Consider the following 12,357-nt stretch of genomic DNA (forward strand, 5'->3'; position numbering starts at 1 on the left):
CCATGGGTCTTTTGGACAATTTGAAGGCCAAGCTCGCCCCGGCCAAGGACAAGGCCTCGCACTTCGCGCAGCAGCACGAGGACACGGTCGACAAGCTCCAGCACGGCATCGACAAGGCCGCACGGGTCGTCGACGAGAAGACCAAGGGCAAGTACAGCGACAAGATCCAGACGGGTACGGGCAGGGCCAAGGGAGCCATGGACCGGTTCGTACACCCGGACGCCTTGGGCGGTACGACGCCCGACCCCACCGCCCCGACCCGGCCGGAGGGGCCGCCGCCGGCTTCCTGAGCCGGGCGGGTCCCGGAGCAGATCGGCGGACGGCCGAGAGTCACCCGACTCCCGGCCGTCCGCCGTTCCGGCAGCCGTCCACCGCGTTCAGGACCAGGTCGCCACCAGGTAGCAGACACCGTACGGCGCGTCGTCGTAGAGGAGCGCCCCGGCGAGGCCCGCGTCCTCGGCCGCGCCGGCGAGGACCTGCCAGGGGGCGCGGCCTGCGGCCTTGAGCTGGTGGGCCAGGTCGGCGTCCAGGGCCTTGATCGCCTCGATGTCGGCCGCGCCGAGCGCCCGGGCGACCTCGGCGTCGAAGGGGGCCGCGCGTTCGTCGAGGTAGCCCGGCGCCTTGAGGGTGCGGCAGGCGCTGGCGTCGCCCATCACCAGCATCGCGACGCGTGCGGCCCGGCCGGCGATCTCCCGGCCGGCCTGGACACACCGCTCGGTCTCCAGCGGTTCGCCGACGCCCAGCCCCTCGATGGGCGCGTCGGCCCAGCCGGTGCGCTCCAGCAGCCAGGCGCCGACGGCCAGCGAGGGCGGCAGCTCGCGCCCGCCCGCCGCGTCCGGGCCGTTGCCCAGCCGTACCTCGGCCTCGGCCCCGAAGCCCCGGAACGTGCCCCTGCTGCCCGGCGGGAACACCCCCCGCCCCGACCGGTCGGCGGGCCCCACCACCACCAGCAGGTCGGGCCGGGCGGCGGCGAGCACGCCGAGCGCGTCGGCGCAGGCGGCACGCGCCGCGTCCAGCTCCGGTGCGGCTCCCGCGGCGACCTCGGGGACGAGGACGGGCGGGCAGGGACAGACTGCGGCTGCGACGAGCATGATCGGCAGCCTACTGCTGGTACACGGGCGCAGGACCGCTGCTCCACGCCAGTTCCGCCAGCTGGTAGAACACCCGGTGCGTGGACATCCAGCCGTCGATGTGCACGTAGTACGCGTCGCCGTCACCCACCCGGAACACCTCACGGCGCTGCTGGCGCAGGCCCGCGCGTGGCCGGTGGGTGCAGGCGACCTCGTACAGGGTGGCCCGGGCCTGCTCCGGGGTGCTCTCGAAGCGGGTGACCTCCTCGACCCTGTAGTGCTCCCCGTTCCCGAACTGCACGACAACCACCCAGCGCGCCATGCCCCGCCCCCCGGATCCTGATCGACGCGAGGAGTATGGCGGGTTTCAGTGCGCCGTGCAGCCCTCGGTCGCCACCGGCAGCGGCTCCGGCACCCCGATCCTCGGCAGCCCCAGCAGCACGCCCGCCGGCTTGGCCGCCTCGGCCGCGTTCCGCTTCTCCCAGGCGTCGCCCGCACGGGTGCGCCGGACGGCGAGCGTCGGCCCCTCGGCGAGGAGGTGGTGCGGGGCGGCGTAGGTGATCTCGACCGTGACGACGTCGCCGGGGCGGACCTCCTGGTGGGGCTTGGTGAAGTGGACCAGGCGGTTGTCGGGGGCGCGGCCGGAGAGGCGGTGGGTGGCGCCGTCCTTGCGGCCCTCGCCCTCGGCGACCATCAGGTCGAGCGTGCGGCCGACCTGCTTCTTGTTCTCGTCCCAGGAGATCTCCTCCTGGAGGGCGACGAGACGCTCGTAGCGCGCCTGGACGACCTCCTTGGGGATCTGGTTGTCCATGGTCGCGGCGGGGGTGCCGGGCCGCTTGGAGTACTGGAAGGTGAAGGCCTGCGTGAAGCGGGCCTCGCGCACGGCGTGCATGGTCTGCTCGAAGTCCGCCTCGGTCTCGCCGGGGAAGCCCACGATGATGTCGGTGGTGATCGCCGCGTGCGGGATCGCGGCCCGCACCTTCTCGATGATCCCGAGGTAGCGCTCCTGCCGGTACGAGCGGCGCATCGCCTTCAGGACGGTGTCCGAGCCGGACTGGAGCGGCATGTGCAGCTGCGGCATCACGTTCGGGGTCTCGGCCATGGCCGCGATCACGTCGTCGGTGAAGTCACGGGGGTGCGGGGAGGTGAACCGGACCCGCTCCAGGCCCTCGATGCTCCCGCAGGCCCGCAGCAGCTTGCTGAAGGCCTCGCGGTCGCCGATGTCGGAGCCGTACGCGTTGACGTTCTGGCCGAGCAGCGTGATCTCGGAGACGCCCTCGGCGACCAGGGCCTCGATCTCGGCGAGGATGTCGCCGGTGCGGCGGTCCTTCTCCTTGCCGCGCAGGGCCGGGACGATGCAGAAGGTGCAGGTGTTGTTGCAGCCGACGGAGATCGACACCCAGGCCGCGTAGGCGCTCTCGCGGCGGGTCGGCAGGGTGGAGGGGAACGCCTCCAGCGACTCCGCGATCTCCACCTGGGCCTCTTCCTGGACCCGGGCACGCTCCAGCAGGACCGGCAGCTTGCCGATGTTGTGCGTACCGAAGACGACGTCGACCCAGGGCGCCTTCTGCACGATGGTGTCGCGGTCCTTCTGCGCCAGGCAGCCGCCGACCGCGATCTGCATGCCGGGGCGGGACGCCTTCCTCGGCGCGAGCCGGCCGAGGTTGCCGTAGAGCCGGTTGTCGGCGTTCTCCCGGACCGCGCAGGTGTTGAACACGACCACGTCGGCGTCGCCGTCCGCGCCCTCGGGGGCCCGCACGTACCCGGCGTCCTCCAGCAGCCCGGACAATCGCTCGGAGTCGTGGACGTTCATCTGGCACCCGTAAGTGCGCACTTCGTAGGTCCTGGGTGCCTGAACGTCCACTACCGGGCTCCGGTCGCTGCTGCTGGTCATGGGTCAAGGGTAGGCGGTCCCCGGAGACCGCCGCCCCGGCCCTTGCGCGCGGGCCGCGCCGTCAGGCGAAGGCGCGGGAGGGGAAGGCGTCGCGGATGTGGCCGAGGGGCTCGGGGTCCCCGGTGCAGTAGAGCTCGTTGGTCAGCAGGACCGCCCAGCGGCCCTGCTGCGGGGAGAGCCACGCGCCCGCTCCCAGGGAGCCGTAGGGCATCCAGATGCCGTCGGCGCCCGGGGCCGGGCGCCAGAACAGGCCGCCGGGGGGTGTGAGGTCGCCGGTCCCGATCCGCAGCGACTCCTGGACCCAGGCGGGGCCGAAGCCCGGTTGTCCGCCGCCGGGTCCCGGCTGGAGCAGGTGGCGGAGGAAGGCCGCGAGGTCGGGGAGGACGGAGAACACCCCGCCCTGTGGGTGTGCCGGTGAGCCGTGGGCGGTGCCGCGCAGCCGGGAGCCCGTGGCGTCGTCGAGTCCGGTCGGCGCGCAGCGGGCGGCCGCTTCGTCGGGCAGGGGGCCGTAGCCGGTGCGTGTCATGCCGAGGGGCTGCCACACGCGGGTGGCCGCGAGGACGCCGAGGCTCTGGCCGGAGAGTTCCTCGGCGAGGTCGCCGAGGACGAGGGCGGCGCGGTCGGTGTACTCCACGGCCTCCCCCGGCGGACGGCTCACCGCGCCGTGGAGGACGCCGTCGCGACTGTCCCGGGGGCGGTCGGTGCGGAGTGGAAGGCCGGCGGTGTGGGTGAGCAGGTGGCGGGCGGTCACCCGGCCCAGGGGGTGTCCGCGCGCCTCGGACCAGAAGTCGCCCAGTTCCTCGTCGAGCCGCAGTCTGCCGTTCGCCACGAGGGATCCGACGACCGACCACACCGCGAGGATCTCCGTGAGGGCGCCGACGTCGAAGACGGTGTCGTGCCGCATCGGTTCGTCGGGCCGGTCGGGGTCGAGGACGCCCGGGGTGCCGATGGCCATGTTCGAGCGGTCGCCGACGGCCCAGACGGCGCCGGGGTAGACCTTGTCGCGGACGCCTTCGTCGACGAGCTCGCGGATGCGGTCGATGTCTAGGTCGAGGGCCATGGTCTCCCGATCTGTCCTGGGCCGTGTGGTCTCCCCGTCGCTCAGCGTAGTGAGGCGCGTGCGCAGGTCCCGGCTGCGCCACGGGCGGGCCGGGGACACGGTGCGCCGAGGTGGCACGCTCACCGCCGTGGCCGCGGGCGCCCCGCCGACCGGCTGAGGTCGCGCGGCCAACCGGCGGGTTCTCCGCGTCGGCCGCCGGAAGGGACACGCCCACGGGGTACGCATCGACCGGGCATGCGACGAGCGGAGCGCACGTGATCCGGGTACTGGTGGTCGATGACGAAGCCCTGATCCGCACGGGTTTCACGCACATTCTCGATACGGCGGACGACATCGAGGTCGTCGCCGCGGTGGCGGGTGGCCAGGCCCTGCCCACGGTGCGGGAGCTGCGGCCCGACCTCGTGCTGCTCGACATCCGGATGCCGGACGTGGACGGGCTCACCATCCTGGCCGACCTCCGCCGCATGCCCGAGGCCCCGGTGGTCGCCATGCTCACCACGTTCGACACCGACGAATACGTGGCCACCGCGCTGCGCTCGGGCGCCGCCGGGTTCCTGCTCAAGGACACCGACCCCGAGCAGCTGCCCCATCTGGTGCGCACCCTGGCCGAGGGCGGGACCGTACTGTCGTCCAGGGTCACCCGCCTGGTGGTGGGCGGCTACCTCGACAACAGCGTTCGCGAGCCCGCCGCGGTCCGGCTCACCGCCCGGCTCACCGAGCGGGAACGCGCCGTGCTCGTCCTCATGGCCGAAGGACTCGCCAACACCGAGATCGGCGAACGGCTGCACCTGAGCACCGGCACCATCAAGGGCCATGTCACCAACGTGCTCGGCAAACTGCGGGTGGGCAGCCGCGTCCAGGCTGCCCTCATCGCCGAGCGCGCCGGCCTGCTCACCCCCTCGCCGGAGGAGGGCGCCCGGTGAGCTCGCGGCGGCCGTCGGGCGTGCTCCTCGACATCGGCTTCGCCGGGGTCGCGCTGGCGGACGCCTGGTCACACATCGGGGTCGAGGACCAGCCGGCCGCCTTCTGCGCGCTGCTCGGTGCCGTCGCCCTGATGCTGCGGCACCGGCTGCCCCTGACGACCTTCGTCCTCACCCTCCCCACCGCCCTGGTCACCGACGCGGTGGTCGCCCCGATGGCCGCGCTGTACACGCTCTCCTCCCTCAACCGCCACCGGTTCCTGCTGGGCGGCTGCGCGCTGGCGTACGCGATCATCGACTTCCTGCCCTGGCCGTGGTCGTCCCTGGACGCCACCGAGCTGTCCCAGACGAACAACCTGTTCCACCTCAGCTACACGCTGGCCACCGCCGCCGCGCCGGTCTTCCTCGGCCAGCTCGTCCAGGCCAGGCGCGAACTGTCGCTACGCCTCGCCGACATCTCCGAGGCCCGTGAGCAGGAGCGGCTGCTGACCGCCCAGAGCGTGCTGGCGAAGGAGCGCGCCCAGCTCGCCCGGGAGATGCACGACGTGGTCTCCCACCAGGTCAGTCTCATCGCCGTACAGGCCGGAGCGCTGCAGGTGAGCGGCCGGGACGCCGAGACGAGACAGGCCGCGGCCACGATCCGCCGCCTGAGCGTGCAGACCCTGGAGGAGCTGCGGCACATGGTCGGGGTGCTGCGTGCCTCCGGCAGCAGGCCGACGGAGCTCACCCCGCAGCCTTCGCTCGCCGACCTGGACCACCTGGTCGAGGCCAGCGGCATCGACGCGAAGCTGGAGACCGACCTGCCGGAGGAGCTTCCGCCCACGGTGCAGCGCGCCGTCTACCGCACCGTCCAGGAAGCGCTGACCAACGTCCGCAAGCACGCCCCCGGCGCCGCCGCGACCGTCCGCGTCAGGCACCGGGGCGGCGTCCTGTGCGCCACCGTCGCCAACACCGCCCCCACCCGGCCCGCCGTCGCCCTGCCGAGCGCCCAGAACGGCCTGGTCGGTCTGGCCCAGCGCGCGGAGCTCCTCGGCGGCACGGTCACGTCCGGCCCCACGGCCGAGGGGGGCTACGAGCTCCGCCTCGAACTGCCCGTCGAGCGGAACCGGTGACCGTGCCGGTTCGGCCGGGCCGCGGGGCGGGCCGGCCGGGTGCGGGCCGCGGGGCGAGCCGGCCGGGTGCGGGGCGGCCGGGTGGGGGCAGGCCGGCCAGTCGGCGGGGTGGTTCCGGCCACCTGGCGGATGGTCCGGCCGGGGGGCCTGCACCGACTCTGGAGGACGTGAGGCACCGCCTCACACCGTCCGAAGCCGTGTCGGGCCAAGAGGAGGCCGGTCCCATGTCGATCCACCTGACGCTTCTGTGCGCGCCCGGCGGCGACGCCACTCTGGACCCGCGCCTCGGCGACGCAGTCCTGAGCGAGCGCGACCTGCGCCTGGCAGGCACCGCGAGAGCAGTGCTCTCTCTCCGTGGGCGAGCCGTCCGGGCGCCCTCGACCCGCTGCTCGCAGACTGCCGACGCCGTCGGCCTGTCGGCGGCGCCCGAGCCCATGCTGCGCGACCTCGACGTGGGCGGCTGGCGCGGCCGCACCGTCGACGAGGTCGCCGCGGCCGACCCCGCCGGGTTCAGCGCCTGGCTCACGGATCCGGATGCCGCGCCCCACGGCGGGGAATCCGTACGCGGGCTCTGCCGCCGGTCGGCGGACTGGCTGAGCAGCGTCGCGCCCGGCACGGGCCACATGGTGGTGATCACCGAGGCGGCCGTCGTCCGAGCCGCGCTCATCCATGCCCTGGCCATGCCGGCGAGAGCTTTCTGGCATCTCTCCGTGCCACCCCTGGAGACGGTCTTCCTCACCTGGCGAGGCGGCTGGTGGGACGTCCAGTTCGGCCGCGTCTCCGCCCGGGATCCACGGCGACGGCTGCTGCCGCGGCCTCCGGCGCGCGCGGCCGTCGGCAGCGACCGGCCGGCGGTCCGCCCGGACGACGGGACGGAATGCCGTCCGTCAGGTGCGGCACCGTCGTGGCCGGTCACGCAGTTCCTCCCCCAGCCCTCGACCGGGGGTACCCCCGGCACCCTCGGGGGCGCGGACCGGGCGCTGCGTACTTCGTCGCACCCGCTCAGCGCCTGACCGGCGCATTCGGAGACGCCCGGTCCCGGCCGACTGCCCACCACACAAGGGGTGTCGGGCCGCGGCCGGGCGACTCCCGATCCCGGGACGGGGATTGACGCGACGGTATTTACTTAGAGTAGCCTTGCCTAAGTTGACCGTCTCCGGAGGGTGGCCGGTGGGATCAGGGGAACTGGCGGGGCGGGATGTCCTGGCCGGCTCGGTGGGAGGGCAGGGGCGGCGGGTCGCTCTCGGCGCGGCGCTCGGCAGCGTGCACCAACTCGGGGAAGCGCTGGTCCCGGTGCTCATCGGTGTCGTCGTCGACCAGGCCGTGGCCGGCCGGGACGCCGGGCGGCTGATGCTGTGGCTGGCGGTGCTGGCCGTCCTGTACGTGTGCCTGTCGTGGAGTTTCCGGCTGGGCGCGCGGGCCGGCGAGCGCGGGGCCGAGGAGGCCGCCCACGAGCTGCGGCTGGCCGTCGTGCGCCGGGTGCTCGACGCCCGGGGCGGGGCCGAGGCGGACCGGCTCTCCGGTGAGCTGGCCAACGTCGCCACCGAGGACGCCAAGCGCGTCGGGGCGGTCAACATGGCTCTGATGAGCGGGATTTCGGCCTTGGCCGGCATCGCGGTGAGCGCCGTGGCACTGCTGCTGACGTCCGTGCCGCTCGGTCTGATCGTGCTGCTGGGCACTCCCCTGCTGCTGTGGCTCGGGCATCTGCTGAGCAAGCCCCTGGAGCGGCGCAGCGAGGCGGAGCAGGACCGGGCCGCGGGCGCCGCGGGGGTCGCCGCCGATCTGGTGGCCGGGCTGCGGGTGTTGAAGGGGCTCGGCGCGCAGCGGGCCGCGGTCGAGCGCTACCGCAGGACCAGCCGGGTCTCCCTCGCGGCCACCCTGCGCGCGGCGCGGGCCGAGTCGTGGCAGACCGGGCTCGTGCTGGCCCTCACCGGCGGGTTCATCGCGCTGATCGCCTGGGTGGGCGGACGGCTGGCGCTCGACGGGTCGCTCACCCTGGGTCAGTTGGTGTCGGCGGTGGGGCTCGCCCTGTTCCTGCTGGGGCCGTTGGAGACGTTCGCCTGGGTCAACGCCGAACTGGCACAGGGCCGGGCTTCCGCCGCCCGGATCGCCGAGGTGCTCTCCGCCGGGCCCGGCGTCACGGGCGGGGACGAACCTGTTCCGGACGCGGTGCGCGGGGAGTTGCGGCTGCGCGGCGTACGGCTCGGCGGCCTGGACGGCGTGGACCTCGACGTGCCCGCCGGGCGGCTGACCGGGATCGCGGTGACCGATCCGGCCTGCGCCGAGGCCCTGCTGAGCTGCCTGGGCCGGGAGAGCGACCCGGAGTCGGGCTCGGTCGAGCTCGACGGGGTGCCGCTGACCCGCCTCGACCCCGTCCGGCTGCGGGCCGCGGTGCTGGTCGCCGCGCACGACGCCGCGCTGTTCGAGGGATCCCTCATCGGCAACGTGAGCTCCGCGGACGCCGCCGACGGACAACTGACGGCACGCGCCATGGCCGCCGCGGACGCCGACGAGGTGGTCCGTTCACTGCCGCACGGTGCGGCCACCGACGTGGGCGAGGGCGGGCGTTCGCTCTCCGGCGGGCAGCGGCAGCGGGTCCTGCTGGCGCGGGCCCTGCGCGCCGGACCCCCGGTCCTGGTGGTGCACGATCCGACGACCGCCGTGGACGCGGTCACCGAGGCCCGGATCGCCGAGGGGCTCCGGGAGTTCCGGCGGGGCCGTACGACGGTCGTGGTGACCAACAGCCCGGCGCTGCTCTCCGTCACCGACCGGGTGGTGCTGCTGGACGGCGGCCGGGTCGGCGCCGAGGGCACCCACGCGGAACTGGCCCGCACCCACGAGACCTACCGGACGGCGGTGCTGGCATGACGGACCCCATCCCGAAGCCGGACCACGCTTCCGGACCGGACCACGCTTCCGGACCGGACCACACCGCCGGACCGGACCACACCTCCGGACCGGACCACACCGCCGGACCGATCCACACCGCCGGACCGGACATCACCACCGGGCCCGACAGCAGCAGCGGACCGCACATCACCACCGGACCCGACACCGCCCCCCGACCCGACAGCGCCGAAAGCCGTCTGCTGCCCACCGCCACGCCCGCCCGCACTCGCGCGGTCGTCCGCGAACTCCTGCGCCCCGACCGGAAGCTGGCGGTCGCCGGCTTCGGCACGATGATGATCGCCACGGCCGTCGGGCTGCTCACCCAGCCACTGCTCGGGCACATCGTGGACGTGGTCACCGAGCACCGCTCCCCCGATGCGCTCACCTGGCCCGTCCTCGCGCTCGCCGGGGTCGCCGTGGTGCAGGGCGTCAGCACCGCGCTCGGCATGTCCCTGGTGTCCCGGCTCGGCGAGACCGCACTCGCCCGGCTGCGCGAACTCTTCGTGGAGCGCGCCCTGTCGCTGCCACTGGAGCGGCTGGAGCGGGCGGGCTCCGGCGACCTCAACTCCCGGGTCACCCGGGACGTCTCCCGGGTCGCCGACGCGGTCCGCACCGCCCTGCCCGAACTCGCCCGCTCGGGGCTCTCGATCGTGCTGACCCTGGCCGCCCTCGCCCTGCTCGACTGGCGGTTCCTGCCGGCCGCGCTGCTCGCGGTGCCCGTGCAGGCGCACACCGCCCGCTGGTACGTACGCAACGCAGTGCCCCTGTACGCGAAGGAGCGGATCGCCTCCGGCGCCCAGCAGCAGCAGTTGCTGGACACCATCGGCGGGGCGCGGACGGTACGGGCGTACCGGCTGCAGGAGGACCACACCCGCCGGGTCACCGAACGGTCGCGGGCGGCCGTGGAGCTGACGATGCGCGGGGTACGGCTGGTGCTGCGCTTCTACAGCAGGCTGCACATCGCCGAGTACGTGGGTCTCGCCGCCGTGCTGGCCACCGGGTTCCTGCTGGTGCGCGCCGGCTCCGCCACGGTCGGTACGGCGACGGCCGCCGCCCTGTACTTCCACAGCCTCTTCGGTCCGGTCAACACCGCGCTGGTGCTCCTCGACGACGCCCAGTCGGCGACGGCCGGACTGGCCCGGCTGGTCGGGGTCGTCGACGAGCCGGCGCCCGCTGCCGACGGGCCCGCGGAGGGCCGTACCGCCGCTGTCGCCAGCGGTCCTGCCGTGACGCTGACCGGGGTCTCGCACGCGTACGTGCCCGGCCGCCCGGTACTGCACGGCGTCGACCTGGAGATACGGCCCAAGGAGCGGGTCGCGCTGGTCGGCACCACGGGTGCGGGCAAGACGACCCTGGCGCGGCTGGTGGCGGGCCTGCACCGCCCGGAGGCCGGACGGGTCGACGTGGACGGCGCCGAACCGGACGGCTCCGGCCGCCTGGTGGGGCTCGTCACCCAGGAGGTGCACGTCTTCGCCGGGCCGCTCACCGACGACCTGCGGCTCGCCCGCCCGGAGGCGAGCGACGAGGAGCTGCGGGACGCGCTGGCCGCGGTGGGCGCCCTCGGCTGGGCCGAGGCCCTGCCGGAGGCGCTGGACACGGTGGTCGGCGACGGCGGGCACCGGCTCACCGCCGACCAGGCCCAGCAACTCGCCCTGGCCCGGCTGCTGCTGGCCGATCCGCCGGTCGTCGTGCTCGACGAGGCGACCGCCGAGGCGGGCAGCTCCGGCGCCCGCCTCCTCGACGAGGCCGCCGAGCAGGCGCTGCGCGGGCGTACCGCGCTGGTCGTGGCGCACCGGCTCAGCCAGGCCGCCGCGGCCGACCGGGTGGTCGTGCTGAGCGACGGCCGGGTGGTGGAGCAGGGCACCCACGAAGAACTCCTGGCCGCCCGCGGCCGGTACGCCGCCCTGTGGCAGGCCTGGTCGGACCACCGCACCCCCGCCGCTCCGCACTGACCCCCGAAAGAGCCGAGCCGCCCCCGCCGCCCGCCCCCCACTCCGAGAACAGCCAAGAACAGCCGAGACCAGCCAGAACAGAAGGATCAGCCGATGCCCCGCGTCACCAGAGTGTCCAGGCTCACCGGCCTGCTCGCCTCCGTCATCCTGCTCGCGGCGACCGCGGTCGCCTGCGGCTCCTCCGACTCCGGTTCCGACGACGGCTCCGGCTCGTCGTCGTCCGCAGCGAAGGCCTCCTCCGCCGGCGCGTTCCCCGTGTCCATCGCCCACAAGTTCGGCAGTACGACCATCAAGTCCGAACCCAAGCGCATCGTGACCGTCGGTCTCACCGACCAGGACGCCGTCCTCGCCCTCGGCAAGGTCCCGGTCGGCACGACCGAGTGGCTGGGCGGCTACAAGGGCGCGATCGGCCCCTGGGCCCAGGACAAGCTGGGCAGCTCGCCGGCGCCCACCGTGCTCAAGGACACCGGCACCGGCCCCCAGGTGGAGAAGATCGCCGCGCTGCGGCCGGACCTGATCCTCGCCGTGTACTCGGGGCTCACCAAGGCCCAGTACGAGAGCCTGTCGAAGTTCGCGCCGGTCGTGGCCCAGCCGAAGCAGTACAACGACTACGGCGTGCCGTGGCAGCAGCAGACCGAGGAGATCGGGCAGGCGCTCGGCAAGGCGGACGAGGCGAAGACGCTGGTCTCGGGCGTCGAGGCCAGGTTCGCCGCGGCGAAGAAGGCGAACCCCGAGTTCACCGGGGCCACGGCGGTCATGGCCACCCCGTACGAGGGCACGTTCGTCTACGGCAGCGAGGACCCGCGGTCCCGGCTCCTGTCCGACCTCGGTTTCTCCCTGCCGAAGGACCTCGACAAGGTGATCGGGGACCAGTTCGGCGCCAACATCAGCAAGGAGCGGTTCGACCTGCTCGACCAGGACGTGGACGTCTGGATCGTGCCGGACACCACCTCGGCGGTCACCAAGCTGCACAGCGACAAGGTCTACGCGGACCTGAACGTGGTGAAGCAGGGCCGCGAGGTCTTCGTCAAGGAGACCAGCGACTACGGCAACGCGGTGTCCCTGTCGACCGTGCTGAGCATCCCCTACGTCCTGGACCGCCTGGTGCCGCAGCTGGCGGAGGCGGTGGACGGCAAGACGTCGACGAAGGTGGCACAGCCGGCGTCGTGAGCGCATGAAAGGGGGGCGGGCCGGTCCGGAACCGGTCCGCCCCCCCTTTCGTGTGCCGTCAGGAGCCGTCGACCAGGCTCTTGGGCCGCATGTCCGTCCAGTGCGTCTCGATGTGGTCCAGGCACTCCTGCCGGGCCGCCGGGCCGTGCGCGACCGTCCAGCCGGCCGGCACGTCCACGAAGTCGGGCCAGAGGCTGTACTGGCCCTCGTCGTTGACGAGGACGGAGTAGACGCCGTCGGGGTTCTCGAACGGGTTGCTCATGTCAGCGGTTCCTTGCCTTCCGGTCTGA

At 73.8% G+C, this 12,357-nt stretch carries 12 protein-coding genes; 7 read left to right on the forward strand and 5 right to left on the reverse strand.

Annotation, left to right across the window (positions count from 1 at the left end; all coding sequences use genetic code 11):
- The first annotated feature begins 2 nt into the window (after nt 1-2).
- Nucleotides 3-290: an antitoxin gene (locus ACIQVL_RS40350; protein WP_403439326.1), complete on the forward strand. Its 288-nt coding sequence runs from the start codon at nt 3-5 to the stop codon at nt 288-290.
- Between the two features lie 87 nt (nt 291-377).
- Here ACIQVL_RS40350 and ACIQVL_RS40355 read toward each other — a convergent pair whose 3' ends face one another.
- From ACIQVL_RS40355 to ACIQVL_RS40370, 4 genes are all read right to left on the reverse strand, one after another.
- Nucleotides 378-1,091 carry a class III extradiol dioxygenase subunit B-like domain-containing protein gene (locus ACIQVL_RS40355; protein ID WP_403439328.1) on the reverse strand — a complete coding sequence of 238 codons (714 nt, stop codon included), beginning with the start codon at nt 1,089-1,091 and terminating at the stop codon, nt 378-380.
- Between the two features lie 10 nt (nt 1,092-1,101).
- Nucleotides 1,102-1,392, reverse strand: coding sequence for a hypothetical protein (locus ACIQVL_RS40360; RefSeq protein WP_403439330.1), 291 nt, complete (start codon nt 1,390-1,392; stop codon nt 1,102-1,104).
- Nucleotides 1,393-1,437: 45 nt separating this feature from the next.
- A complete protein-coding gene (miaB, locus tag ACIQVL_RS40365; RefSeq protein WP_403477912.1) occupies nt 1,438-2,964 on the reverse strand; it encodes a tRNA (N6-isopentenyl adenosine(37)-C2)-methylthiotransferase MiaB in 1,527 nt (508 codons plus the stop codon).
- A 61-nt stretch (nt 2,965-3,025) separates the two neighbouring features.
- Nucleotides 3,026-4,024 carry a serine hydrolase domain-containing protein gene (locus ACIQVL_RS40370; RefSeq protein ID WP_403477913.1) on the reverse strand — a complete coding sequence of 333 codons (999 nt, stop codon included), beginning with the start codon at nt 4,022-4,024 and terminating at the stop codon, nt 3,026-3,028.
- A gap of 254 nt (nt 4,025-4,278) precedes the next feature.
- Here ACIQVL_RS40370 and ACIQVL_RS40375 point away from each other — a divergent pair, with 254 nt between their 5' ends.
- The 6 genes from ACIQVL_RS40375 (at nt 4,279) to ACIQVL_RS40400 (ending at nt 12,067) form a co-directional block, all read left to right on the forward strand.
- Complete coding sequence (locus tag ACIQVL_RS40375) at nt 4,279-4,947, forward strand: response regulator (protein WP_403477914.1); 669 nt, start codon at nt 4,279-4,281, stop codon at nt 4,945-4,947.
- Nucleotides 4,944-6,056 carry a sensor histidine kinase gene (locus tag ACIQVL_RS40380; RefSeq protein ID WP_403477915.1) on the forward strand — a complete coding sequence of 371 codons (1,113 nt, stop codon included), beginning with the start codon at nt 4,944-4,946 and terminating at the stop codon, nt 6,054-6,056. The genes ACIQVL_RS40375 and ACIQVL_RS40380 overlap by 4 nt, the downstream gene beginning before the upstream one ends.
- A gap of 224 nt (nt 6,057-6,280) precedes the next feature.
- Nucleotides 6,281-7,069, forward strand: a complete 789-nt coding sequence (locus ACIQVL_RS40385; RefSeq protein WP_403477916.1) for a histidine phosphatase family protein — start codon at nt 6,281-6,283, stop codon at nt 7,067-7,069.
- A 157-nt stretch (nt 7,070-7,226) separates the two neighbouring features.
- Nucleotides 7,227-8,924, forward strand: a complete 1,698-nt coding sequence (locus tag ACIQVL_RS40390) for an ABC transporter ATP-binding protein (protein WP_403477917.1) — start codon at nt 7,227-7,229, stop codon at nt 8,922-8,924.
- Complete coding sequence (locus ACIQVL_RS40395; protein ID WP_403477918.1) at nt 8,921-10,897, forward strand: ABC transporter transmembrane domain-containing protein; 1,977 nt, start codon at nt 8,921-8,923, stop codon at nt 10,895-10,897. The genes ACIQVL_RS40390 and ACIQVL_RS40395 overlap by 4 nt, the downstream gene beginning before the upstream one ends.
- Nucleotides 10,898-10,990: 93 nt before the next feature.
- The gene (locus tag ACIQVL_RS40400; RefSeq protein WP_403477919.1) at nt 10,991-12,067 is read left to right on the forward strand and encodes an iron-siderophore ABC transporter substrate-binding protein; all 1,077 of its coding nucleotides are present in this window, start codon (nt 10,991-10,993) and stop codon (nt 12,065-12,067) included.
- Between the two features lie 58 nt (nt 12,068-12,125).
- Here ACIQVL_RS40400 and ACIQVL_RS40405 read toward each other — a convergent pair whose 3' ends face one another.
- Entirely contained in the window at nt 12,126-12,329 is a 204-nt protein-coding gene (locus ACIQVL_RS40405; RefSeq protein ID WP_403439347.1) for an MbtH family protein, read from the reverse strand.
- Between the last annotated feature and the right edge of the window lie 28 nt (nt 12,330-12,357).

This window comes from Streptomyces sp. NPDC090499, assembly GCF_044769305.1.
Classification (GTDB): Bacteria; Actinomycetota; Actinomycetes; order Streptomycetales; family Streptomycetaceae; genus Streptomyces.